This is a genomic window from Enterobacter cloacae complex sp. ECL72 (assembly GCF_019056635.1).
GTDB lineage: Bacteria > Pseudomonadota > Gammaproteobacteria > Enterobacterales > Enterobacteriaceae > Enterobacter > Enterobacter hormaechei_C.
In genome coordinates, this window is record NZ_CP077659.1 from 4,434,509 (window position 1) to 4,458,396 (window position 23,888).

Consider the following 23,888-nt stretch of genomic DNA (forward strand, 5'->3'; position numbering starts at 1 on the left):
CCTCTCCCCGGGGGAGAGGGAAGAGGCGCTGTTACTTGTTCAGCAGGGCCAGAACTTCTTCAACGCTGGTGGTGTTGGCCAGACGCTCAATAACCGTTTCGTCATCCAGCGCGTTGGTCAGGCTGGTAATCACCTGGATATGCTCGTTGTTGCGAGCGGCGATACCAATCACCAGACGGGCGATGTCGTCCTCTTCTTCACCGAAGCGCACACCATCAGGATACTGACAGAACACCACGCCGGTTTTCAGCACGCGGTCTTTGGCTTCCACCGTACCGTGTGGAACCGCGATGGATTCACCCAAGTAGGTTGGGGTCAGCTTTTCGCGTTCCAGCATCGCCTCAACGTACTCAGGCTGAACGTAGCCGCCTTTCACCAGCTGCTCACCGGCGAAGCGAATGGCCTCTTCTTTATTGGTCGCCGTGCGGCCAAGGAAGATGTTTTCAGCGCCCAGTTTGAACAGATGCGCGTTGCTCTCGTCGAAGCTGTCTTGCAGGCTGGTACGCACTTTCACTTCGTTATCTTCATGGCGCTGCGCCGCCACCAGGCGTTCGGTCAGGCTGGCGTACAGGCCGCTGTCGAGGAAGTTGGTCAGGGAAATGTGCTGCGCCTGCGGTACCTGACGCATAGCGCGTTCGGTCAGATCGCGGTGCGTGATCACCAGGTCAACGTCCGGCGGCAGGCTGTTAATCGCGCTGTTGGTGACGGAGATGTTGGTCAGACCCGCATCCTGCACTTTCTTCCGCAGTACGCCCGCACCCATTGCGCTGGAGCCCATACCGGCATCACAGGCCACGATGATTTTACGCACGTGGCTCAGGTCGTTAGAGACATCACCCGCCGCCAGCGGCGTTGCGCCTTTGGATTCGGCTTTCATGTCATGCATACGACGGGTTGCCGCTTCGATATCGTCGTCTTCTTTCACCTTGCTGGTTTTCAGCAGGATAGCGGAGGCCACGAAGGAGACCGCCATGGCCGCACAGATCGCCGCGATGTTCGCGAAGTAGGCGCCTTTCGGGGTCATCGCCAGCACCGCCAGGATAGAGCCTGGAGAAGCAGGAGACACCAGACCACCGCCCAGTACGCTCAGGGTGAACACGCCGGTCATACCGCCAAGGATAACGGCCAGGATCAGACGTGGGTTCATCAGCACATACGGGAAGTAAATTTCGTGAATACCGCCCAGGAAGTGAATGATCGCCGCGCCGCCAGCAGACTGTTTCGCGCTACCGCGACCAAAGAACATGTACGCCAGCAGAACGCCCATACCTGGACCCGGGTTCGCTTCAATCAGGAAGAAGATGGACTTGCCGAGATCGTGTGACTGCTGAATACCCAGCGGTGAGAAGATACCGTGGTTGATGGCGTTGTTCAGGAACAGGATTTTCGCTGGTTCAACAAAGATAGACGCCAGCGGCAGCATGTCGTGCGCCACCATGAAGTTAACGCCCGCCGCCAGCAGCTTGGACAGCACTTCAACCGCCGGGCCAATGCCGAGGAACGCCAGAATGGCGAGGATCATCCCGATGATGCCCGCAGAGAAGTTGTTCACCAGCATTTCGAAGCCGGATTTGATCTTGCCATCAACCCAGACGTCGAATTTCTTGATTGCCCAGCCGCCCAGAGGACCGGCGATCATCGCACCGAGGAACATCGGCATATCCGCACCGACGATAACACCCATGGTTGTGATGGCACCCACGACACCACCACGGTCACCGCCCACCAGACGACCACCGGTATAACCGATGAGCAGCGGCAGGAGATAGGTAATCATTGGGCCAACAAGTTTCGCCAGCGTTTCGTTAGGCAACCACCCTGTCGGAATAAATAATGCGGTGATAATACCCCACGCGATAAACGCGCCGATATTTGGCATCACCATGTTGCTGAGGAAACGACCAAAGCTTTGCACTTTGATCTTGAAATCGGATGACATAAAACACCCCTTCTTATGTTTACGCTTAGGCTTGTGGCCCGAGGTTTATCGTTAATGTGCGGCGGCAGAGGTAGCCGGGCCCTGTTCTGATGCTGTGAAATCTGGCACTGAATCGTTCAACTGTCCAGACAGCGAAATTTTGTGTGATCTGAATCACATGAATGTAGGGGGTGAGGACATTAATGAAGTGATCGCGATCACATAACGAGTGTGTGAAAAAAATACATCGCTCAAAATTACGCCAAAGTGGACGGTGTTTTGTGATTTATATCACAATGTTAAGTTGGCTGTTTGTTTCCAGATTGTGATTTGATTCACAAAATATTTTTATGCAGATTTCTCCCGTATCCCCTCATGGCAGGAATGCGATACGCACACCTGCCTTTTTCCACGGCTTGATCCATACTGACCTCTTTGTGGGCATTAAGGATAAGCAATGAAACTCATCGGCAGTTATACCAGTCCTTTCGTGCGTAAGATTTCGATTCTCCTGCTGGAGAAAGGGATTGAATTTGAATTCGTAAATGAACAGCCCTACAACGCAGAGAACGGCGTTGCGCAGTACAACCCGCTGGGGAAAGTCCCGGCGCTGGTAACGGACGAGGGCGACTACTGGTTTGATTCCCCGATCATTGCGGAGTACATCGAGCTGCTTGGCGTTGCGCCAGCCATGCTGCCGGCGGACCCAAAAGCAGCGCTGGCGATGAAGCAAATTGAAGCCCTGGCGGATGGCATTATGGATGCGGCATTAACGTCCGTACGCGAGCAGGCAAGGCCCGCCGCCCAGCAGTCAGAAAATGAGCTGCTACGCCAGCGCGAAAAAATCAGCCGCAGCCTGGATATGTGCGAACAGCTGATCCGCGACGGGAAAATTCAGAGCGATAGCCTGAATCTGGCGACGATCGCCATCGCCTGCGCCATTGGCTACCTCAATTTCCGCCGCGTCTCGCCGGGCTGGTGCGTGGATCGTCCGCTGCTGGTCAAACTGGCGGAGACGCTCTTCCAGCGCGAAAGTTTTGCCCGGACTGAACCGCCAAAGGCTTGATGCGGGTTATAACACTTCCTGGCGGGAGGCGGTACAATCCCCCCACATGTTAACTCCCTCTCCCGTCGGGAGGGGGGAAGATATTTACTCGCCAGGCGCATTCATGACTACTCATCATTCCCTCTACAGCCAGATCCCCGCTACCGATCGTCTGCTTCGTGACCCGCGCATCACTGCGGTGCTGGAGCAGTTTGGCCATACTGCAACGGTCGACATGCTACGCCAGCTTCAGGACGATGCGCGTCGCCATATTCAGGCTGAGAACGCGCTACCCGGCTGGTGCGTGGCGTGGGAGCAGGAAGTTGAACGCAGGCTGAGCAAGCACGGGCAAAGCGCGTTGCGCCCGGTTATTAACCTGACAGGCACGGTTCTGCACACCAATCTGGGCCGGGCACAGCAGGCCGAAGAGGCAACAGAGGCCGTCACCCGAGCCATGCGCTCGCCGGTGACGCTGGAGTACGATCTGGACGGCGCCGGGCGTGGGCATCGCGATCGCGCACTGGCGGATCTTCTCTGCCAGATCACCGGCGCGGAAGATGCCTGCATTGTGAATAACAACGCGGCGGCGGTGCTGCTAATGCTGGCGGCCACCGCGAGCGGAAAAGAGGTTGTCGTCTCTCGCGGCGAGCTGGTGGAGATCGGCGGGGCGTTTCGTATTCCGGACGTCATGCGCCAGGCGGGCTGCACGCTGCATGAAGTGGGCACAACCAACCGTACCCATGCAAAAGATTATCGCGCGGCGGTGAATGAAAACACCGCCCTGCTGATGAAAGTGCATACCAGCAATTACCACATTGAGGGTTTCACCAAAACGGTGGAAGAGGCCGAACTGGCCGCCATTGGGCGCGAGCTAAACGTGCCGGTGATTGCCGATCTCGGCAGCGGGTCGCTGGTGGATATGCGCCAGTACGGTCTGCCGAAAGAGCCCATGGTGCAGGAAATGGTTGCCGCGGGCGTAAGCCTGGTCAGTTTCTCCGGTGATAAATTGCTGGGCGGGCCGCAGGCGGGGATTATCGTCGGCAGGCGCGAGCTGATTGCGCAGCTACAGCAGCACCCACTGAAGCGCGCCCTGCGTGCCGATAAAATGACGCTGGCCGCGCTGGAAGCCACGCTGCGGCTCTATCTCCACCCGGAGAAACTGGCTGACCGCCTGCCCACGTTGCGTTTGCTGAGCCGTGATGCGGCCTCCATTCGCGCGCAGGCGGAAGCGCTACTGCCGCAGGTTGCTCCTCATTACCCTGAGTTTGACGTTCGTATCGAGCCTTGCCTGTCGCAAATTGGCAGCGGCTCGCTGCCGGTGGACAGGTTACCGAGCGAAGCGCTGACGTTCACCCCGCGCGACGGACGCGGAAGCCAGCTTGAGGCGCTGTCGGCGCGCTGGCGCGCATTACCGACGCCGGTGATTGGCCGGATCGGTGACGGGCGCATGTGGCTGGATTTACGCTGTCTGGAAGATGAAGTGCGGTTTCTGGAGATGATGTTGAAATGATTATTGCCACCGCCGGTCATGTTGACCACGGCAAAACCACGTTATTGCAGGCCATTACGGGCGTGAATGCCGATCGCCTGCCGGAAGAGAAAAAGCGCGGCATGACCATTGACCTGGGTTACGCCTACTGGCCGCAGCCCGACGGTCGCGTGCTGGGCTTTATCGACGTGCCCGGCCACGAGAAGTTTCTTTCCAATATGCTCGCGGGCGTGGGCGGGATCGATCACGCCCTGCTGGTGGTCGCGTGCGATGACGGGGTGATGGCGCAAACGCGCGAGCATCTGGCGATCCTCCAGCTGACGGGAAACCCGCAGTTGACCGTCGCCCTCACCAAAGCGGACCGTGTGGATGAGGCGCGTATCGACGAGGTGCGTGAAGAGGTGCTGGCGGCGCTGAGTGATTACGGTTTTAAGGATGCCGCACTGTTTGTCACCGTGGCGACAGAAGGCCGCGGTATCGACGCTCTTCGCGACCATTTGCAGCAGATCCCGTCTCGTGAACATGCCAGCCATCACCGCTTCCGTCTGGCGATAGACAGGGCGTTTACCGTGAAAGGGGCTGGGCTGGTGGTGACCGGCACCGCGCTGAGCGGCGAAGTGAACGTGGGCGATACCCTGTGGCTGACGGGCGTGAACAAACCGATGCGCGTGCGCGGGCTTCACGCGCAAAACCAGCCGGTGGAACAGGCCCATGCCGGGCAGCGTATCGCCCTGAATATTGCCGGTGATGCCGAAAAAGACCAGCTTAACCGCGGCGACTGGCTGCTGGCCGACGCGCCGCCGGAGCCTTCTGAACGGATCATCGTTTCACTCCAGACCCACACGCCGCTGACCCAGTGGCAGCCGCTGCATATCCACCACGCGGCCAGCCACATCACCGGACGCGTGTCGCTGCTGGAAAACGATCTCGCCGAACTGGTGTTCGACTCCCCGCTCTGGCTGGCGGATAACGACCGCCTGGTTCTGCGCGATATTTCGGCGCGGGAAACGCTGGCGGGCGCGCGCGTGGTCATGCTGGATCCGCCCCGTCGCGGCAAGCGTAAGCCCGAGTATTTACAGTGGCTGGCCGCACTGGCCCAGGCCCGCGATGATAAGTCTGCGTTAGATATCCACCTTGAGCGTGGTGCGGTGGATCTGGCGGCGTTCGCCTGGGCGCGCCAGCTCAGCAGCGAAGGATTGCGTCTTCTGACGCAGGAGCCAGGTTTTATTCAGGCCGGCAACAGCCTGCTGAACGCGCCGGTGGCGGCGCGCTGGCAGCGCAAAGTGCTGAGCACGCTGGCGACCTACCATGAACAGCATCAGGATGAGCCCGGCCCGGGCCGTGAACGTCTGCGGCGCATGGCGTTGCCCATGGAAGACGACGCGCTGGTGCTGTTGCTGATTGAAAACATGCGTGAAAGCGGCGTGATTGCAAGTCATCACGGCTGGCTGCACCTGCCGGAGCACAAGGCCGGTTTTACCGCTGAGCAGGACGCGGTCTGGCAAAAAGTGGCGGCGCTGTTTGGCGATGAACCGTGGTGGGTGCGCGATCTGGCGCGTGAAACCCATACCGATGAGCAGCTGATGCGTCAGGTACTGCGCCATGCGGCGCAGCAGGGGATGATTGTGGCGATCGTGAAAGATCGTTATTACCGCAACGATCGGATCGTGGCATTTGCGAACCTGATCCGGGAGCTGGATCAGGCGCGCGGATCAACCTGCGCCGCAGACTTCCGCGATCGGCTGAACGTAGGACGCAAACTGGCGATTCAGATCCTGGAGTATTTCAACCGCATCGGGTTTACGCGTCGTCGTGGCAATGACCATGTGCTACGCGACGCGCAGTTATTTCCCTAAGCGTTAAGCGCTGCGCGCCTGCTTCTGCTTAGCCAGCCAGACCGCACCCAGCCTTCCCGCCTGGTTACCCAGCTCGCAGGGAAGGATGGGCACCCGGAGCGCTTCCCACTCCTCGAATCGCTGTAGGTATTTATCCAGCAGGAGATAGATTTTCTCCTGCTCGCTAATGCCGCCGCCAATCAGCACCGCCTGCGGATCAAACATGGAGATCACGCTGTAGATGCCCCGCGAGAGGAAATGCGCCCACTCTTCTATGGCCTCACGCAGATGCACGTCGCTGTCCATGCGTCTAAACAGCTCCTCACCGTCAGGCATCTCATCTTCCGACACGGCCAGCGCGCGGCGGCAGGCTTTCATCAGGCCGCTGGCGGACGCCACTTCGTGCATCGGCTCGCCGTTGTTGCCAACGGGCAGCACGCCAAACTCACCCGCCCGGTAGTGCGACCCACGGTAGAGATCGCCCTCCATGACGATACCGCCGCCGATGCCGGTGCCGATGGTGATGCAGACGAAATGCTCATAGTCCTTACCGGCGCCCTGCCAGCGTTCGCCCAGCGCCGCGCAGTTGGCGTCATTTTCGGTTGTTACGGGGAGATCGGTCAGCTGTGCGAAAAGCTCGCACAGGTTTTCACCGTCAAGGTAATCCAGCGCCCCGGCCTTGGCCGCTTCGCCGGTATGGTGATTGATGTGGCCCGGAAAACTCACGCCGATGCCGACGATCTCATGCTCCTGGCGGTACTTATCCACCACCGCTTTCCACTTCTGTTTGAAGGTGCTTTCATCGTCAGGCGTATCATATTCATCGGATGTCAGTTCTTCGCCGTTTTCGTTGATCACGCCGTGTTTGATGTGGGTTCCGCCCACGTCAAAGCCGATAAATAGCTGCATTGCATTGTTCCTCATGAGCCCCTGAGCTATTAAGTATGGCTCCGGCGGCAGAAACGAAACGTAAAGTACGGTAATCCGTGATACGGCTCGTAAACCCGTTACCGACTGGCGAGAAAATCACCAGCCGGAACTACCCTTGTTGTACACCTACTGCAAGGAGACGGTCATGACAAACAATCCTCCCTCATCGCGTATCCAGCCAGGCGAGTATGGTTTTCCTCTTAAGCTGAAGCCCCGCTATGACAACTTCATCGGCGGCGACTGGGTGGCGCCCGTCGACGGTGAGTACTATTCCAACCTGACGCCCGTTACCGGCCAGCCGCTGTGTGAAATTGCCAGTTCGGGCAAGCGGGATATCGATTTAGCGCTGGATGCGGCGCATAAGGCGAAAGATAAGTGGGGACAAACGTCCGTTCAGGACAGAGCGGCCATTTTGTTCAAAATCGCCGATCGGATGGAGCAGAATCTGGAGCTGCTGGCGACCGCGGAAACGTGGGACAACGGCAAGCCGATCCGGGAAACCATGGCGGCGGACGTGCCGCTGGCGATTGACCATTTCCGCTATTTTGCGTCCTGCATTCGTGCCCAGGAGGGGGGAATAAGTGAAGTTGACAAAGATACCGTGGCGTATCACTTCCACGAGCCGCTCGGCGTGGTGGGGCAAATTATTCCGTGGAACTTCCCGCTGCTGATGGCGAGCTGGAAAATGGCGCCCGCGCTGGCGGCGGGTAACTGCGTTGTGCTGAAACCTGCACGCTTAACGCCGCTTTCGGTACTGCTGCTGATGGAGGTGATTGGCGACCTGTTGCCGCCGGGGGTCATTAACGTGGTCAACGGGGCCGGGGGAGAGATCGGCGAATATCTGGCTACTTCAAAGCGTATTGCTAAAGTGGCGTTTACCGGCTCAACGGAAGTGGGTCAGCAGATCATGCAGTACGCCACCCAGAACATCATTCCGGTCACCCTGGAGCTGGGCGGGAAATCGCCGAACATCTTCTTTGCCGACGTGATGGATGAAGAGGACGCCTTCTTCGACAAAGCGCTGGAAGGGTTTGCCCTGTTCGCGTTCAACCAGGGTGAAGTCTGCACCTGTCCGAGCCGCGCGCTGGTGCAGGAATCCATTTATGAGCGCTTTATGGAGCGGGCGATCCGGCGCGTGGAGTCGATTCGCAGCGGTAATCCGCTGGATAACGTCACCCAGATGGGAGCGCAGGTATCGCATGGCCAGCTGGAAACCATCCTCAACTATATTGATATCGGCAAAAAAGAGGGGGCCGATGTGTTGACCGGCGGTCGTCGTAAGGTGCTGGGCGGCGATTTGCAGGAGGGTTACTACCTTGAGCCGACCATCCTGTTCGGTAAGAACAACATGCGCGTTTTCCAGGAGGAAATTTTTGGACCGGTGCTGGCCGTCACCACGTTTAAAACCATGGACGAGGCGCTGGAGCTCGCCAACGACACGCAGTATGGCCTGGGGGCGGGCGTCTGGAGTCGTAACGGTAATCTGGCCTATAAAATGGGCCGCGGCATTCAGGCCGGACGCGTATGGACAAACTGCTATCACGCCTATCCGGCTCATGCGGCGTTTGGCGGCTACAAACAGTCGGGCATCGGGCGTGAAACCCATAAGATGATGCTGGAGCATTACCAGCAAACGAAATGTCTGTTAGTCAGCTACTCCGATAAACCGCTGGGGCTGTTTTAATCTCCGGGCTCAGGTCGTCCCGGGTAGGGTGACCTGAGCCGGGTTAAAGCCGGGTGGCGGCTTCGCCTTACCCGGCCTACTTTTTACTCCCTCTCCTGTGGGAGAGGGCTGGGGTGAGGGCAACAGGCCGCAGTTATTCAGCTTTCATCCACCCATATCCGCATTTCCCCTTCTCCCCGGTTTGCCCAGCTGAACCACGGAATAAAGGTCAGCGTCCGGGGCTGACGTTCTACCGGCGAGTGGTCGTACTGCCACAGGGCATCAGTGTCCTTCGCCTGACACCCGATCCCTTCCGCCTGTATCAGCATCTTGTGCGCGAAAATGCCTTTGCCTTCAAATACCCGAAACGCGCTGTCCTGGGGCAAAGAAAGGTTATGCAGATTTGCGCCGTTATCGGCTTCTTCCAGGCAGTAAACCAGCGGTCCACGCTGCAATGCGACTTTCCCCGCCTGCTGGCGCACCTGCGGGTTGCCGTACACGCGGTGGACCGGCATCGGTAACGTCAGCGTCAGCGTGTCGCCTTCCTGCCAGCTTCGGTTGAGGTATAAGTATCCACGGGAGACCTCGCCTGTAATGGCCTGACCATTGAGCGAAACAGCCGGTTCCGCACACCAGTCCGGCAGCCTCAGGGCCAGCGTGTGAGTCACCGGAACTGGTGAGGTAATCTCGATTTTCACCTGCTCATGCCACGGATAGTTCCCGCTAATCCGCAGCTGGAGGATGTTATCCCCAACCGGAATGGCGACGTCGTTCCCCACGTACAGGTTGATCAACAGCGCGTCCGGGCGAACGGTATAAATGTAGTGCCCCAGCGAGGTCAGCACGCGCGCAATATTCGGCGGGCAACAGGCGCAGCCGAACCAGCGCTGGCGCACCGGTTTGACGTGGTCATAGATATGGTTAAAGGCCAGGGTTTTCGGGTGCACTTCCAGCGGATTCACATAAAAGAAATGCTTACCGTCCAGCGCCATGCCGCCCAGCACCGTGTTGTACAGCGCGCGCTCCATCACGTCGGCGTAGTGGCCGTCCGCCTCCATTTCCAGCATCCGGCGGGCAAACATCATCAGGCCGATGGAGGCGCAGCTTTCGGCGTAGACCGTATCGTTGGGCAGATCGTAATCGCTGCTGAACGCCTCGCCGCTGCTTTGGGAGCCAATCCCGCCGGTGATGTACAGCTGGCGCTGTGCCATGTTGTTCCACAGCCGCAGGCAATCCTGACGTTTCCCCTCGTCGCTGCTCAGGCGCGCCAGATGTGCCATGCCCGCCATCAGATAGACAAAACGCACGGCGTGGCCGATGGCCGTTTGTTGTTCCGCAAGGGGCAGATGCGCCTGGCTGTAGGCTTTGTCCTTGACCATCCACGCCGGGCCATAGGTGTTCCAGTATGACGTTCTGCCGCGCTTCTCGTATTCGATATCGTAGAAGTGAGGCTGCGCGCCGCGTTCCTCAATAAAGTATTTCACCAGATTGAGATAGCGTTGCTCCTGCGTGACGTCGTACAGCCGCATCAGCGCCAGCTCGATTTCCGGGTGGCCGGGGTAACCGTGCAGCTGGTTTTCGCCTGGGCCAAACACGCTGTCGATATGATCCGCCAGCCTGCACACCACGTCCAGCAGGCGGCGCTTTCCGGTTCCCTGGAAATACGCCACACCCGCTTCAATCATATGCCCGGCGCAGTACAGTTCGTGGCATTCGGCCAGATTGGTCCAGCGCTCGGCCGGGGCTTTCACCGTGAAATAGGTATTGAGATAGCCATCTTCGCACTGCGCCGCTGCGACCAGAGTGATCACCTCGTCGGCGGTTTTTTCCAGTTCAGCATCCGGCTTCTGGCACAGCTACCACGCCACGGCTTCGAGCCATTTCGCCACGTCGCTGTCCTGAAAGACCATCCCGTAGAACTCCCCCTGTTCCAGACCAGCGGCGATGCGGAAGTTGGCGATCGCGTGGCTGGGTTCGGCCTCCGCCACGCGATCGTTAAGCGCCTCCCACTGGTAGGGGATCACCACATCGCGGACCAGCCGTTGGTACTGACCAAGAAACGGGTCGTTGATTTTCAGCTGATGCAGGTCGGCTTCCATTATGGTCATATCGTTCTCCTCAGGACTGTACATGACGCTGGCGCAAATCGGTGGCAATGCGCGACATCACGGGATTGTTAAGCCTGCACCAGCGGATAGCGACCGCCAGCAGCAGGTGGAAAAGGGCAGGGAGCAGCGTCTCCATGGCGGTGATGCCCTGCAATGAGGCGGGCGTCTGGTTACCCGCGCCTGGCTGATAGGCCACGGCAATAAACACCAGGCTGATGATCCCGGCGCTGGATGCCCACGCGAGCTTGATGAAAAACAGATTGAAGGCGAAGTTCATCCCCGATGAGCGCACGCCGGTTTTCCATTCGCCGTAGTCATCGGCAAAGGCCATCAGCGAGAAGTGCAGCGGCAGGGTGAAGCCCAGGATCACGCCGTTACTTAAAATTACGATCAGCCAGAGCGTCTGGTGCGCCGGACCACCCGGCAGGAACCACATACCCACCGCAAGCGCAGCGAGTACCAGGTTGGTGTAGTAGTAGAGTTTGACGGTATCGATCCGCCGCGACAGCGGACTGACGATCACCGCGCCCAGAATGGCGGCAAAGGTCACCATGGTGAAAAACAGCGAAGTGTACGCCGTGCTGCCCTGAAGCACGTAGGTGATGAAGTACATGTACCCGCCGCCGCGAATGTTGAAAACGTTGATCAGCAGAAACGACATCACCAGCATCAGCAGCAGCTGATCGTTTTTCCGCAGGCCCGCCAGGTGCTCGCGCAGGGTGAATTTACCCATCAGCGCAAGCGGGACGCGCTCGCGCACCCAGAAGAAGCAGCACAGGAACATCACCACGGCGATGGCGCACAGCACGCCGACGCCCAGCTGATAACCCCGGGCGGCATTGCCCTGTCCCAGCTCTGACACCAGCCACGGCAGGCCAACGGAGACCAGAAAGCCCGCCACGCCGCACAGTACGAAGCGCCAGGACTGGCAGGATATAACCTCGTTGTGGCGGGTGGTCATGGTGTTGATCAGCGCGCAATATGGCACGTTGATGGCGGTATAGCCCACTGAAAGCAACAGATAGGTGCCGAACGCCCAGGCGATTTTCACGCCCATGCTGGCGTCCGGGACGGTGAAGGTCAGTACGCCGACGATCCCGATGGGAAGCGCGACCCACAGCTGCCAGGGACGAAAACGCCCCCAGCGGCTCTGCGTGCGGTCGGCAATCACGCCCATCACCGGATCGGAAATCGCGTCAAATACCCGAAGGGCAATAAACAGCGTGCCCACCAGCGCAGGCGTCAGGCCAAATACATCGGTATAGAAAAAGGTCAGAAAGTTCATGATCAGGCAGGTAATTACCGTGCCGCCCGCGTCGCCCAGGCCGTAGCCAATTTTCTCGCGGACTGACAGCCGGTCATCGGCTGCCTGTTTTGCAACTTCTGCGTCTGTAATCGGTGTGGAAGTCATGGGGTAACTCCTCGATAAACGATTTTTTATCGTATTTGTGCAAGGTACCCCATTTATTCTGCATTCAACGGGCAGACCAACAAGGGAAGGGAAAAGTATAAAAAGGTGACGATTCCGACCTGATGGTAAAACTGTGAGTTTGATCGAGCCGTTCTGCTGATATTTATTAATAATCAAGGGGTAAAGACAATATTAGCCACCAAAAAAGCGGAAAAATGAATATCCATGCTTGAATTATCCATAGCACTTCCGATTAGAGTTCAAAATGGCGGGTTATTTATCTCCCGGGGCGTGGGCCGTCATCCCGCACGAAAATTATCTTCGTGGGAGATAATTTTTGTCGAAAAAGGGACATTAACGATCCAGGAGGAAAATACGCTGTTTGAGGTAAACGCTGGCGAGAGTTTATTACTTTGGCCGAAGCGACGGCATGTCGGCGTGGAAGATTTTCCGGGCGATCTCAAATTTTACTGGCTGCATTTTGAGGTGGATGAACGCCTGCCGGTGTTGCCAGGTGCGACGCCGCTGTCGATTGAGCAACACTGTAGCGTGCGGGATCCGCAATATGTTATTGCGTTATTCCGTCAGTTTTTAAGCGAGCAGGAAAAATTACACCGTAGCCTGGCGCTGGAGATAATTTTGCTGTTAATTTTGCAGCAGATATCGCTCTCGCCGGGATATGAAGATAAAGCGGATGATGCGGGCGCGGCAATGGCGTGGAAGGCCAAGCAGCTTATCCGCACGCACTTTCATTTGCCCCTGTCCACTTCGCAGCTGGCAAAAGAGCTGCACTGCAACGCGGATTACCTGGGGCGAGTATTTCGCCGGACGTTTCATTTAACCCTGACGGAGGCAATTCACCGCCAGCGCGTCAGGGCCGCTGAAAAACTGCTGCTGAACGATGCGGCCTCATTAACTGAAGTGGCCGCCCGGTGCGGTTTTAATGACGTGGGTTATTTCCGGCAAATATTCTCAAAACATACCGGGTTAACGCCCGCCGTCTGGAAACGGCGGTACTGTAAAGAGCATATTAATTCCGGATGATCACTGGCCGTAATAGGCATTTGCGCCATGCTTGCGCAGGTAATGCTTATCCAGCAATTCCTGCTGCATAACCGGAAGCTGAGGTGCAAGCTGGCGCGAGAAAAGCCCCATATAGGCGCACTCTTCCAGCACCACGGCATTGTGTACCGCATCGGCAGCGTCTTTGCCCCAGGCAAACGGGCCGTGAGAATGAACCAGCACCGCCGGGACCTGCATCGGGCTTATGTCGCGCTCCTCGAAGGTTTTGATAATGACTTCCCCCGTCTGGTATTCATATTCACCCGCGATTTCAGCCGGGGTCATCAGCCGCGTGCAGGGGATCGCACCGTAGAAATAGTCCGCGTGCGTCGTGCCCCACGCGGGTAAATCCTGCCCCGCCTGCGACCAGATGGTGGCGTGGCGGGAATGGGTATGCACAATGCCGCCAATTTCCGGGTAACGACGATACAGCGCGAGATGGGTCGGGGTGTCGGAGGAGGGCTTTTTACTCCCCTCGACCACTTTACCCGTGGCGATATTTACCACCACCATATCTTCTGCGGTCATCACGTCGTACTCCACGCCGGATGGTTTGATCACCATCATGCCGCTGGCACGGTCAACCGCGCTGACGTTGCCCCAGGTGAACGTCACCAGCTGGTGGGCGGGCAGGGCGAGATTTGCCGCCAGCACCTCGGCTTTGAGTTGTTCTAACATGTCATGCCTCCTTCCTGCATTCGGGCTTCAATCCAGCGGCGCGCCTGGATGATCTCCAGCACCGGCTCTTTGGCTTTCTCGGTCCACATTTCAATCAGAAATGCGCCGCGATAATTAAGTTGATTCAGCGTGTTAAACACGCCAACGAAATCGACGCAGCCCTCGCCAAACGGCACATCGCGGAACTGTCCGGGGCTTTGCTCGGTAACGGGCCGGGTATCTTTCAGGTGGATAGCGGCGATGCGGTCAATGCCCAGCGTCAGCTCGGCGGTGACGTCGTTGCCCCACGCGCTCAGGTTGCCGACGTCCGGGTAAACGCTGAACCACGGCGAGGCGAGCATGTCGTCCCACTTTTTCCACTTGCTGATGGAGTTCATAAACGCAGTGTCCATGATCTCTACCGCCAGCATTACCTGCGCGGCGGCAGCCTGCTCTACGGCCCACGCCAGCCCTTCGGCAAAGCGCTGTTGCGTGCCCTCATCGTGTTCCTCGTAGTACACGTCATAACCCGCAAGCTGGATGGTGCGAATACCCAAATCACGGGCCAGCCGGATGGCTTTGGTCATGATCTCGCGGGCGCGTTCGCGCACGATTTCATCGCGGCTGCCAAACGGGAAGCGACGATGGGCAGACAAGCACATCGACGGGATGGCCACGCCGGTCTCCAGCATCGCTTCCACAAGAGAGGCGCGCTGCGTGGTACTCCATTCAAGGCGCGATAAACGCTCGTCGGTCTCATCCACCGACATCTCCACAAAATCGAAGCCGCAGCTTTTTGCCAGAACCAGGCGCTCCGGCCAGGAGAGATCTTTTGGCAGCGCTTTTTCGTAAATGCCTAACGGATGCTGACGCATGGTTACTCTCCCCAGATGTCGCGGATTTGCGAATGGAATGCCTGTGCCACCTGCGGCGGATTATCGGCGCCTGCCAGCGCGCGCCCGGCAATGAAGGCTTTGACGTTGATCTGCTTAAACAGCGACAGGTCAGCGGGGGTGATACCGCCAGTTATAGAAAGCTGCAAACCGATATCGGACAGCGCCTTCATTTTGCTGAGATCCGCCTCACCCCACTGCTGGCCGCTGGCCTGTGCGTCGCGCCCGCGGTGGTAAATCGCCTGCTTCACCCCGATGCGATGCCACGCGCGTGCGTCGTCCAGCGTCCAGTTGCCAAACAGCTCCATCTGGATCTCGCCGCCGCCGCGCAGTGCGACCTCGTGGCCACGTTCAACGGTGGCCAGCGGGGCGGCACAGATGATGGTCATCCAGTTTGCGCCTGCGCCAAACGCCTGCTCAGCCAGCGTTTCTCCGGCATCGGCGACTTTCCAGTCCGCCACGATAATTTTATCCGGACACTGCGCACGCAGGGCGCGAACGGCGTTTAGCCCTTCGGTCAGGCATAGAATGGTGCCGGCTTCGACGATGTCGACGTGATCGGAAAGCGTCGCGACATCGCGCTGCGCGGCCTGAAGCGAGGTGTGGTCGAGCGCCAGCTGCAATAATGGTCGGCTCATAGGTCGTACTCCTTAACACGGGCGTGATAGCCCTGTAATGCTGAAATCAGTAGCTGGTAACGGTGATATTTGCGCTGGTAGGCGGCATGGGCACGCATGTCAGGTTCAATCATCCGGATGTCATGCCTGAGGGCGCGCTGAGCGGCGTAAAAATCGGGATAAAGGCCTGTACCGACGAGCGCGGCCAGCGCCGCACCGGAACAGCCGGTCTCTTCCACCTGCGGGAGTTCAATCGCCAGGCCGCTGACGTCTGCGAGCATCTGCATCCACACGTCCGAATGGGTTGGGCCGCCCGTCACACGCAAGGCCTGCACGTGGGGAAAGCGTTCGAGCATACGGTTGAGGTGGGTCATGTGGCTGAATACCACCCCTTCATAAACCGCCTGGAGGAGGTGCGCGCGGGTATGCAGCGCCTGCAAGCCATAGAAGCCGCTGGTCATCTCCAGCCCGGCGTTGCTGCCGTAGAGGAAAGGCAGGAAGAACACATCGCTTTCAGCTTTTGGCAGGCTGGCCACGGCGTGGTTAATCTCATCGAATGACATATCGCCCCATTGGGCCGTCAGCCATTCCAGGTTGCCGGACGACGTGGGGCTGGCTTCATGAACGATGAACTGCTGCGGATGGACGTAGCGGCCATAGACGTAGGGGAAAGGCTCGTTGTCGCGGATGCCGTGGGCAATCCCACTGGTTACGGCCCAGGTCCCCATTACGGCATTCAGCGTATGTTCGTCATGCAGCCCGGCGCAGATCGCGGTGGAAACCACATCAAACAGTCCACCAACGACGGGAGTACCCGCCGTGAGACCGGTCAGTGCGGCTGCCTGAGCGGTGATTTCCCCGCAAATTTCTGCTGAACCGATAATAGGCGGCAGGGCACCGTCAATGTCGCTGATGCCGAGCCAGCGCGTGAGCTGCGGATCGTACTGCCCGGTATTCATGTTGTAGAGATTGGATTCCGAGATGTTGCTCTCTTCGCAGCCTTTGACCCCGGTCAGACACCAGCGCAGGTAATCGTGCGCCATCATCACGCTGCCAATTTGCTGATACCGCTGAGGCTCGTTCTCTTTAACCCAGCGCAGGAGTGAGGCCGGATGCCCCGTCCACAGCGTCTGGCGAGTATGCGGATAGAGCTTTTCGGGTATACCGTCCTGCTGCCAGCGTTGTACGATCTCCAGCGCACGGCGATCGGAGGAGAGTATGGCGTTACCCAAGGGGCGATCCTGTTTATTGAGCAGAAACAGCCCCTTGCCCTGGGCTGAAATGCCAACGCCTTTGATCTGACCGCCGTCAGCGCCTGAATTTTTGAGCAGCAGGGCGACGGTTTTGTGGCAGTGCTGCCAGAGCTGGTGCATATCCCGCTCGGCGTAGCCGGCGCGTGGGCTGAGCGTGGCCACTGAGCGGCGTTCAATACAGACTTCTTTGCCCTGGCTGTTGTATAAACCGGCTTTCAGATAAGTACCGCCACAATCGATACCCAGCCAGAAGGGCTCTTTTTCACTCATCTTCTTCTCGCTTAATTGCCGGGTGGCGCTTCGCTTACCCGGCCTACGGTTTGGTTTAGTGGGTCAGGTGAGGGCCTCAGGCCGCACGTTTATGTGGAGTCACCGTGGGGTTGGGCTCTGCTCCGGCATCGCATTTCGCCGGTAACAGCAGGGCCAGCAGCGATGCCAGCGCCAGCGAAACTGCCAGGCAGTAAACGCCTGCGTCTTTGCTGTACAGGGTGATCAGTACGCCTACCGCATAAGGACCGCAGAACCCGCCGAGGTTGCCCAGGGCATTGATCACGCCGCGAGCGCCACCCGCCATCTCAGCGCTGAACAGACGCGCCGGGATGGTCCAGAACACGCCCGCTGCGGATTGCAGGAAGAAGCCACAGCCCACCAGTGCGGCATAGGCCAGCCAGGTGTGCTCTTTCAGCGCCACGGAGAGGAACATGCAGAGCGCAAAGCCAATCAATGGCAGGGAGACAAACAGCTTGCGCTTGCCGGTGCGGTCAGAGAGCGTAGAGAACAGGAACATGCCAGCAATGGCGCCGATGTAAGGCAGAATGGCGAGCATTCCCACCTGGCCGATGCTGGTGTGTGTCAGCTCCTTCAGAATGGTGGGCAGCCAGAGGGTGTAACCGTAAATGCCGGTCTGGTAGAAGAAGTTGAGGGCGATCAGCTGCCACATGGTTTTGTCAGACAGCACCGCGCTGAGCGAGGCGTTTTTCACCTCTTTACCCGCAATGGCCTGCTGCTCTGCCGCCAGCGTTTGTACCAGGTAGTTTTTCTCGGCCTCAGAGATCCAGCGTGCTTCCTGCGGTCGGTCGTAGACGGTGAACGCCCACAGCACCAGCACAACAACGGACATCAGACCTTCAATAATGAACAGCCAGCGCCAGTCGAGAGCGGTAATAATCCAGCCCGACAGCGGGGCGGTGATGATCCCGGCGATGGGCACGAACATGATCACAATCGCGTTGGCGCGGCCGCGCTCGGCATCCGGGAACCAGTTACTGATCATCGTGAGCACAACGGGCAGCATCCCACCTTCCGCCACGCCGAGTAAGAAGCGCAGTACCAGCAGCTGATACTGGTTGGTCACAAGCCCGGTCAGAACCGAGATCACCGCCCAGGCAACCAGCGACCAGCCGATAAACTTCTTACCGCTGCCGTGCACGGCAATTTTGCCGCCGGGAACTTGCAGGAACAAATAGCCGATAAAAAAGATCCCCCCCGCCAGGCCCGCCATCGTGGCGGAAATGCCCAGCTCTTCATCCATACCGCCGGGCATCGCAAAAGCTATATTTACGCGGTCCATATAGGAAATAATGCAGGCGATAAGAATAGGGGGAATGATCCTTAGCCAGCGCTGGCGCGGAATGTCCGCGTGTAGAGCATTAGAAGAAATATTCATAGTTAATATCTCATTGAAGGTAACCGGAAAATGTATTCTTTATTTTTATTGTGACGCTTTATTCATAGCGCTAATGCCGTCGCGCAAAATAGCGATGCGATGGCTGACGTCAGCATTAGCATTTATTTCCAGTAATTTAATACCGGAGAATTTCAATGTTGCGGCGCTCGCAGCAGTAAACAGCGTTTTTACATGTTCAGTGGACATGAGACTGTCGGCGCAGAACGAAGAAAACGGCGCGTGCAGATCCTGCCATTCTCCATACTCACCGTGAGGGGTCGTGCCCGAAAACATCAGCGCCCCCAGCTTCCCGGCAGCGAGTGCCGCCTGAACATGTTCCAGCGGAAGGGCGGTGTTGCGACCTTCGATGGCCGAACGTGCCCAGTTGATACAGACGCTGATATCGGTCTCTTTCACTACCTCCAGCACCTGCTCTAAGGGCAAGAACCCTTTACGCGGCGCCGGGCCATTCATCGCATCACAGTGTTCCAGCACCAGATCGCAGCCCCAGTCCCAGCTCGCGATTTCCCGTACCGAGCGGGAGAATGCTTCTGTCGCTTGCTCGACAGAATCATTACCCGCCTGCGGTGCGGCCTGCATTTCCAGAGCGATCACTTTCCCGGGAAAGCGGGTGTTAACGGCATCAATCTTTTGATGCAGATGGCGGTAATATTCAATGCACGCTTTACGCTGTTCTTCGTCCGCGGACGCCAGGCCAAACGCGCCGTTGCTGCCGCGGCGGCGCATGGTTTCCATAACGGCTGTGACAACGATCTGCCAGTCGCCCGGCGTATGACGAAACAGCCATTCATCACCAAACGGATGGAGATTTTCAAGGCAAGGTTGTTCCAGCCCGCGAATATTTGGCGTGTCGGAAAGTTCCCGCCAGAAGGCGTATTCTTCCTGCTCCCCTTTCTGGTGAAATGAGGGTGCACAGGGGTACGCACCAATAATAAAACCGGTGTTGGTCATTTCGCATTCCTGTATTTATCAGAAAATTAATCTAATTCGCTGATGGCCACTTTCACCACAATTTTACGAATTGCGGATCCCTTGTTTTTAATACAGGCAGGACGGTGAACATCCTGCGGGAAAAATATGGCGTAACTGCCAGGTATCATTTCGATAAATGACTCATGTTCGCTGTCGTGATAAAAAATAATATCCCGTTGCTCCAGCAATGATTCGCTGATTTTGTTATTCCCGGTATCAATAGCGATACCGATTTTTTCTTCACCCCAGGCCAGAAACTGGATATCCAGATAGCGGCGATGGACTTCAGGGCGGTTCTCGTGCTGTTCCTGTGTGGTGAGGTCGAGAACCTGGGCAAAAATGTTGCGGCCTTCAATTTCGATCACGCCCGGCGCCAGGGTGGTGAAATCCGTGGTACGCAGAAAATTAAGCGCCTTTTCAATCGCCAGCGGCAGGCGACATGGATTTGGCTGTGCAATATGTCCGAATATCATGACCCACTCCTTACAGAGACTGGATTTTCGCCCACACGCTGTCGTCAACCGTGATGCCGTTGCGGCGATTCTCCTCCAGCAGGCGTGTGAACTCATGGCCTGGCAGACGGACGGCGACATTTTCATCAGCGCGTTCTGCGGTGGTGATGAAGTCCATGATGCGCTGTAGTTTGGCATCGCGGGTTGGACCGTCGATCAGGCGATCCACTTCGATGGCGATAAAGATCTGCGATACGCCGTATTCGTCGCTGTTGTCCTGGGTCACTTCCGCGACGGACGCGCCGTCAGAGAGCAGGGTGGCGATCATGTCGAGCACAATCGATAAGCCGGAACCTTTCCAGTAGCCCATGGGCAGAATGCGACGGTTTTTCTCAATCACGCCCGGCTCTCTGGTCAGATTGCCTTCATCGTCAAAGCCGCCGTCTACCGGTAATTCGCGTCCGGCCAGGCGATTTACCTCCAGCATGCCGTAGGAGAACATCGACATCGACATATCGACCATGGTGATTGGATTCGACGGGATAGCGACGATCAGCGGGTTTGTGCCGATGCAGCATTCTTTTGATCCCCACGCGGGCATCACGGCAATAGAGTTAGTCCAGCAGATGCCGATATAGCCCTTCTCCGCCGCCTGCCAGCCGTAGCTGCCGCCGCGCATCCAGTGGTTAGCGTTACGCAGCGCCACCAGGCCGATCCCGTGATCGGACGCCAGCTCGGTAGCACGGTCCATCATCTTCTTCGCCGTCAGGTTGCCGATGGAACGCTGGGCATCCCACTGTTCGATGGCGCCTAATGTCGTTACGCGTTTCGGCTGGGCGTCAGGGATGATGTCGCCTGCGTCAAGCTGCTGAATAAATCGCGGGAAGCGGTTGACGCCGTGTGAATAAACGCCGGACTCCGTGGTGCGGGCGAACATCTCGGCGCAGGCGTCTGCGGTATCCGCTTTTACACCGCGATCGAGCAGAACCCGATTGAACGCCGCTTTCAACTCTTCGAAGGTCACTTTCATCCCTGTTCTCCTGTTTTTTTAGGGGCAAGTGCGAGTGCTTTTTTATCGCTAAATTTCACTATACGAAATCTGATTTCAAATATAACGATCAAATTTTGTCAGATCAACGACATTCACGTTTTTAAAAATCTATTAAAATCAAATGGTTGTGTTTTTTCTGTTGAGATCGTGAACTAAACCACACTTTGCGCTACCATCAGGGCGCGATAAACAGGAGCCATTTGATGAGCATAAAAGAGAGCGAAATGACGCAAGAAAAAGAGAGGCCAGCAGGTAGCCAGAGCTTGTTTCGCGGCCTGATGCTGATTGAAATCCTCAGTAACTATCCGAACGGGTGTCCGCTTGCGCATTTATCAGAACTGGCGGGGCTGAATAAAAGCACCGTGCACCGGTTATTGCAGGGGTTGCAGTCGTGCGGGTACGTGACGCCGGCGCCGGCGGCAGGGAGCTATCGTCTGACCACCAAATTTATCGCCGTCGGGCAAAAGGCGCTTTCATCGCTCAATATTATTCACGTGGCGGCGCCGCACCTCGAGGCGCTGAACATTGCCACCGGCGAAACGGTCAACTTCTCCAGCCGTGAAGATGACCACGCGATCCTGATTTATAAGCTTGAGCCGACAACCGGTATGCTGCGCACGCGCGCATATATCGGCCAGCATATGCCGCTCTATTGTTCTGCGATGGGCAAAATCTATATGGCGTTTGGCCATCAGGATTACGTGGCGAGCTACTGGGAAAGCCACCAGGAACAGATCCAACCTTTGACCCGCAACACCATCACCGAACTGAGCGCGATGTATGATGAGCTGGCGGAAATTCGCGATCACAGTATGGCGATGGATAAAGAAGAGAACGAGCTGGGTGTGTCATGTATCGCCGTGCCGGTCTTTGATATTCACGGGCGCGTGCCCTATGCCATCTCCATTTCGCTGTCGACGTCGCGCATGAAGCAGGTGGGTGAGAAAAACTTGCTAAAACCGCTGCGTGACACGGCGGAAGCTATCTCGAAAGAACTGGGGTTTAACGTGCGCGAGGCGTAACTGATGAACCGATTTATTCTGACGGATCCAGAAAAATGTATCGGGTGCCGCACCTGTGAGGTGGCGTGCATGATGTCGCATCAAAGCAGCGCCACGCCAGAAGCGTTTACGTCACGGATCCGCGTGGTTAAGGGGGGAACCTTCACTACGGCGGTGGGCTGCCACCAGTGTGAAGATGCGCCCTGCGCGAATGTCTGCCCGACGGGGGCCATTCACCGCGCTGCGGGAGCCTGGCTCGTTGAGCAGGCTCGCTGTATCGGCTGCAAAAGCTGTATGGTGGCGTGCCCGTTCGGGGCAATGCAGGTTCGGGTCGTGGAAGATCGCGTTCAGGCGCTGAAATGTGATTTGTGCGCGCATCGCGAGGGCGGTCCCGCCTGCGTCGAAGCCTGTCCCACCCACGCGCTGCGCTGCATAGACCCCGCCAGATTACGCGCGGAACGGCTGCGTAATCTGGCCTGAGGTTTTATTAACCGGCCTCGCGCCAGGCGTTCTCAATCTCTTCGGCGAGAATTTTCACACCCGCTTCGATTTTTTCCGGGTCCGGGACGTAGTTCATGCGCATGCACTGGTGCGTGTGCGGCCACGGCTTATCCAGCCCCGGGAAGAAGTAATCCCCTGGCACCATCAGCACGCCACGTTTTTTCAGACGCTGATAAAGCAGCTCTGTCGTAATGGGCAGGTCCTTGAACCACAGCCACAGGAAAATTGCCCCTTCCGGTTTATGGATCAGGCAGCGTTCTTCGGGTAAGTAGCGGCGAAGGATGGCGATAGTTTCCTGAACGCGCTGAGAGTAAAACGGCTTAATCACCTCATTCGACAGGCGCAGCAGGTCGTTACGCCTGATCATCTCGCACATCATCGCCGGGCCGATGCCGCCAGGGGAAAGGCTGATAATGCCGTTCATATTGGTAATGGCGGTGATGATTTTCTCGTTAGCAATGATAATGCCGCAACGGCTGCCCGGCAGGCCCAGCTTGGAGAGGCTCATGCAGAGGATGATGTTCGGGTTCCATAGCGGACGCGCTTCGCTGAAGATGATCCCCGGGAACGGTACGCCATAGGCGTTATCGATCACCAGCGGGATGCCGTGCTGATTCGCCAGCGCATCCAGCTTCATCAGCTCGTCGTCGGTGATCACGTTGCCCGTCGGGTTGGTGGGACGTGATACGCAGATCATGCCCGTCTCTTCACCGATATGCAGATGTTCAAAATCGACGTGATATTTGAACTGGCCCTCTGGCAGCAACTCGATATTCGGACGTGCGGAAACAAACAGGTCTTCTTCGAGGCCGGCATCGGCATAGCCGATATACTCCGGTGCCAGCGGGAACAGCACTTTTTTCGTGGTGCCGTCGGCGCGGCGTCCGGCGAACAGATTGAATAAGTAGAAAAACGCGCTCTGACTGCCATTTGTCAGTGCAATATTCTGTGGTTCGATATCCCAACCCAGCGCTTCCCGCAGCATTGCCGCCAGAAGCGTCAGTAGTTCTGTTTTACCCTGAGGGCCGTCGTAATTACATAGCGCATCGGTTGCTTTACCGTTTTCCAGCATCTCTGCCAGCAGCGTCTGGAAGTAGGTGTTCATCTCCGGAATTTGAGCCGGGTTTCCGCCGCCAAGCATGATAGCGCCTGGGGTGCGCAGCCCGTCGTTGAGGTCCTCCATCAGGCGGGTAATGCCTGAATGGCGGGTAAATTTGTCGCCGAATAGTGAAAACGTCATAGCAGGTGATCTGTCGGGCTTAATATGAAAGGCAGTAACCATAACGCCAGCACCGTGTTGGTGCAAATCGGCGAATGTGGTCGGATTTGTTGTTTTATGTGGT

19 protein-coding genes and 1 pseudogene are annotated in these 23,888 nt (G+C 57.5%); 7 read left to right on the forward strand and 13 right to left on the reverse strand.

The annotated features are described in order from the left end of the window. Nucleotides 1-31: 31 nt before the first annotated feature. Entirely contained in the window at nt 32-1,939 is a 1,908-nt protein-coding gene (locus tag KTH07_RS21380) for a PTS mannitol transporter subunit IICBA (RefSeq protein ID WP_015572764.1), read from the reverse strand. A gap of 436 nt (nt 1,940-2,375) precedes the next feature. Here KTH07_RS21380 and KTH07_RS21385 point away from each other — a divergent pair, with 436 nt between their 5' ends. From KTH07_RS21385 to selB, 3 genes are all read left to right on the forward strand, one after another. Beyond that, complete coding sequence (locus KTH07_RS21385; protein WP_015572763.1) at nt 2,376-2,984, forward strand: glutathione S-transferase; 609 nt, start codon at nt 2,376-2,378, stop codon at nt 2,982-2,984. A 103-nt stretch (nt 2,985-3,087) separates the two neighbouring features. After that, nucleotides 3,088-4,473, forward strand: a complete 1,386-nt coding sequence (gene selA, locus KTH07_RS21390) for an L-seryl-tRNA(Sec) selenium transferase (protein WP_023304616.1) — start codon at nt 3,088-3,090, stop codon at nt 4,471-4,473. Beyond that, on the forward strand, nt 4,470-6,308 hold the full coding sequence (gene selB / locus KTH07_RS21395; RefSeq protein ID WP_023304615.1) for a selenocysteine-specific translation elongation factor: 1,839 nt from the start codon (nt 4,470-4,472) through the stop codon (nt 6,306-6,308). Before selA ends, selB begins: the two co-directional genes overlap by 4 nt. Before the next feature lie 3 nt (nt 6,309-6,311). Here selB and KTH07_RS21400 read toward each other — a convergent pair whose 3' ends face one another. After that, entirely contained in the window at nt 6,312-7,196 is an 885-nt protein-coding gene (locus tag KTH07_RS21400; RefSeq protein ID WP_015572761.1) for an ROK family protein, read from the reverse strand. Nucleotides 7,197-7,362: 166 nt separating this feature from the next. On the opposite strand from KTH07_RS21400, the gene aldB reads away from it, so the two are divergent. Continuing rightward, nucleotides 7,363-8,901, forward strand: a complete 1,539-nt coding sequence (gene aldB / locus KTH07_RS21405; RefSeq protein WP_006808612.1) for an aldehyde dehydrogenase AldB — start codon at nt 7,363-7,365, stop codon at nt 8,899-8,901. Between the two features lie 137 nt (nt 8,902-9,038). Here aldB and KTH07_RS21410 read toward each other — a convergent pair. Beyond that, a pseudogene (locus KTH07_RS21410) lies at nt 9,039-10,988 on the reverse strand (glycoside hydrolase family 127 protein). A 10-nt stretch (nt 10,989-10,998) separates the two neighbouring features. After that, nucleotides 10,999-12,399 carry an MFS transporter gene (locus tag KTH07_RS21415; protein WP_023304613.1) on the reverse strand — a complete coding sequence of 467 codons (1,401 nt, stop codon included), beginning with the start codon at nt 12,397-12,399 and terminating at the stop codon, nt 10,999-11,001. 225 nt (nt 12,400-12,624) lie between these two features. Here KTH07_RS21415 and KTH07_RS21420 point away from each other — a divergent pair, with 225 nt between their 5' ends. Beyond that, complete coding sequence (locus KTH07_RS21420) at nt 12,625-13,443, forward strand: helix-turn-helix domain-containing protein (RefSeq protein ID WP_032620470.1); 819 nt, start codon at nt 12,625-12,627, stop codon at nt 13,441-13,443. Here KTH07_RS21420 and araD read toward each other — a convergent pair whose 3' ends face one another. From araD to yiaK, 8 genes are all read right to left on the reverse strand, one after another. Next, a complete protein-coding gene (gene araD, locus KTH07_RS21425) occupies nt 13,444-14,139 on the reverse strand; it encodes an L-ribulose-5-phosphate 4-epimerase (RefSeq protein ID WP_023304611.1) in 696 nt (231 codons plus the stop codon). Then, on the reverse strand, nt 14,133-14,993 hold the full coding sequence (locus KTH07_RS21430) for an L-ribulose-5-phosphate 3-epimerase (protein WP_017693794.1): 861 nt from the start codon (nt 14,991-14,993) through the stop codon (nt 14,133-14,135). Before KTH07_RS21430 ends, araD begins: the two co-directional genes overlap by 7 nt. 2 nt (nt 14,994-14,995) lie before the next feature. Then, nucleotides 14,996-15,649 carry a 3-keto-L-gulonate-6-phosphate decarboxylase UlaD gene (gene ulaD, locus KTH07_RS21435; protein ID WP_017693795.1) on the reverse strand — a complete coding sequence of 218 codons (654 nt, stop codon included), beginning with the start codon at nt 15,647-15,649 and terminating at the stop codon, nt 14,996-14,998. Beyond that, nucleotides 15,646-17,151 (reverse strand): FGGY-family carbohydrate kinase, encoded by a 1,506-nt coding sequence (locus tag KTH07_RS21440; RefSeq protein ID WP_032620468.1) that lies wholly within the window; start codon nt 17,149-17,151, stop codon nt 15,646-15,648. Before KTH07_RS21440 ends, ulaD begins: the two co-directional genes overlap by 4 nt. 76 nt (nt 17,152-17,227) lie before the next feature. Next, nucleotides 17,228-18,547, reverse strand: a complete 1,320-nt coding sequence (locus tag KTH07_RS21445) for an MFS transporter (protein ID WP_017693796.1) — start codon at nt 18,545-18,547, stop codon at nt 17,228-17,230. Between the two features lie 45 nt (nt 18,548-18,592). Next, nucleotides 18,593-19,519 carry a DUF4862 family protein gene (locus tag KTH07_RS21450; protein ID WP_015572754.1) on the reverse strand — a complete coding sequence of 309 codons (927 nt, stop codon included), beginning with the start codon at nt 19,517-19,519 and terminating at the stop codon, nt 18,593-18,595. A gap of 26 nt (nt 19,520-19,545) precedes the next feature. Next, on the reverse strand, nt 19,546-20,013 hold the full coding sequence (locus KTH07_RS21455) for a YhcH/YjgK/YiaL family protein (RefSeq protein WP_032620466.1): 468 nt from the start codon (nt 20,011-20,013) through the stop codon (nt 19,546-19,548). Nucleotides 20,014-20,023: 10 nt separating this feature from the next. After that, complete coding sequence (gene yiaK, locus KTH07_RS21460; protein WP_015572752.1) at nt 20,024-21,022, reverse strand: 3-dehydro-L-gulonate 2-dehydrogenase; 999 nt, start codon at nt 21,020-21,022, stop codon at nt 20,024-20,026. A 224-nt stretch (nt 21,023-21,246) separates the two neighbouring features. On the opposite strand from yiaK, the gene yiaJ reads away from it, so the two are divergent. After that, complete coding sequence (yiaJ, locus tag KTH07_RS21465) at nt 21,247-22,065, forward strand: IclR family transcriptional regulator YiaJ (RefSeq protein ID WP_015572751.1); 819 nt, start codon at nt 21,247-21,249, stop codon at nt 22,063-22,065. A 3-nt stretch (nt 22,066-22,068) separates the two neighbouring features. Continuing rightward, nucleotides 22,069-22,524: a 4Fe-4S dicluster domain-containing protein gene (locus KTH07_RS21470; protein WP_032620465.1), complete on the forward strand. Its 456-nt coding sequence runs from the start codon at nt 22,069-22,071 to the stop codon at nt 22,522-22,524. A 7-nt stretch (nt 22,525-22,531) separates the two neighbouring features. Here KTH07_RS21470 and avtA read toward each other — a convergent pair whose 3' ends face one another. Further along, nucleotides 22,532-23,785, reverse strand: coding sequence for a valine--pyruvate transaminase (gene avtA / locus KTH07_RS21475; RefSeq protein WP_015572749.1), 1,254 nt, complete (start codon nt 23,783-23,785; stop codon nt 22,532-22,534). Nucleotides 23,786-23,888: the final 103 nt, after the last annotated feature.

Bases quoted from the DNA above. Each gene is read 5' to 3' on its own strand.
- KTH07_RS21445 (WP_017693796.1), bottom strand. From the start codon at position 18,547: ATGAATATTTCTTCTAATGCTCTACACGCGGACATTCCGCGCCAGCGC.
- KTH07_RS21455 (WP_032620466.1), bottom strand. From the start codon at position 20,013: ATGATATTCGGACATATTGCACAGCCAAATCCATGTCGCCTGCCGCTG.
- KTH07_RS21385 (WP_015572763.1), top strand. From the start codon at position 2,376: ATGAAACTCATCGGCAGTTATACCAGTCCTTTCGTGCGTAAGATTTCG.
- KTH07_RS21420 (WP_032620470.1), top strand. From the start codon at position 12,625: ATGCTTGAATTATCCATAGCACTTCCGATTAGAGTTCAAAATGGCGGG.
- KTH07_RS21470 (WP_032620465.1), top strand. From the start codon at position 22,069: ATGAACCGATTTATTCTGACGGATCCAGAAAAATGTATCGGGTGCCGC.
- yiaJ (WP_015572751.1), top strand. From the start codon at position 21,247: ATGAGCATAAAAGAGAGCGAAATGACGCAAGAAAAAGAGAGGCCAGCA.
- KTH07_RS21400 (WP_015572761.1), bottom strand. From the start codon at position 7,196: ATGCAGCTATTTATCGGCTTTGACGTGGGCGGAACCCACATCAAACAC.
- yiaK (WP_015572752.1), bottom strand. From the start codon at position 21,022: ATGAAAGTGACCTTCGAAGAGTTGAAAGCGGCGTTCAATCGGGTTCTG.
- araD (WP_023304611.1), bottom strand. From the start codon at position 14,139: ATGTTAGAACAACTCAAAGCCGAGGTGCTGGCGGCAAATCTCGCCCTG.
- selB (WP_023304615.1), top strand. From the start codon at position 4,470: ATGATTATTGCCACCGCCGGTCATGTTGACCACGGCAAAACCACGTTA.
- KTH07_RS21415 (WP_023304613.1), bottom strand. From the start codon at position 12,399: ATGACTTCCACACCGATTACAGACGCAGAAGTTGCAAAACAGGCAGCC.
- ulaD (WP_017693795.1), bottom strand. From the start codon at position 15,649: ATGAGCCGACCATTATTGCAGCTGGCGCTCGACCACACCTCGCTTCAG.
- KTH07_RS21380 (WP_015572764.1), bottom strand. From the start codon at position 1,939: ATGTCATCCGATTTCAAGATCAAAGTGCAAAGCTTTGGTCGTTTCCTC.
- KTH07_RS21440 (WP_032620468.1), bottom strand. From the start codon at position 17,151: ATGAGTGAAAAAGAGCCCTTCTGGCTGGGTATCGATTGTGGCGGTACT.
- KTH07_RS21430 (WP_017693794.1), bottom strand. From the start codon at position 14,993: ATGCGTCAGCATCCGTTAGGCATTTACGAAAAAGCGCTGCCAAAAGAT.
- aldB (WP_006808612.1), top strand. From the start codon at position 7,363: ATGACAAACAATCCTCCCTCATCGCGTATCCAGCCAGGCGAGTATGGT.
- avtA (WP_015572749.1), bottom strand. From the start codon at position 23,785: ATGACGTTTTCACTATTCGGCGACAAATTTACCCGCCATTCAGGCATT.
- selA (WP_023304616.1), top strand. From the start codon at position 3,088: ATGACTACTCATCATTCCCTCTACAGCCAGATCCCCGCTACCGATCGT.
- KTH07_RS21450 (WP_015572754.1), bottom strand. From the start codon at position 19,519: ATGACCAACACCGGTTTTATTATTGGTGCGTACCCCTGTGCACCCTCA.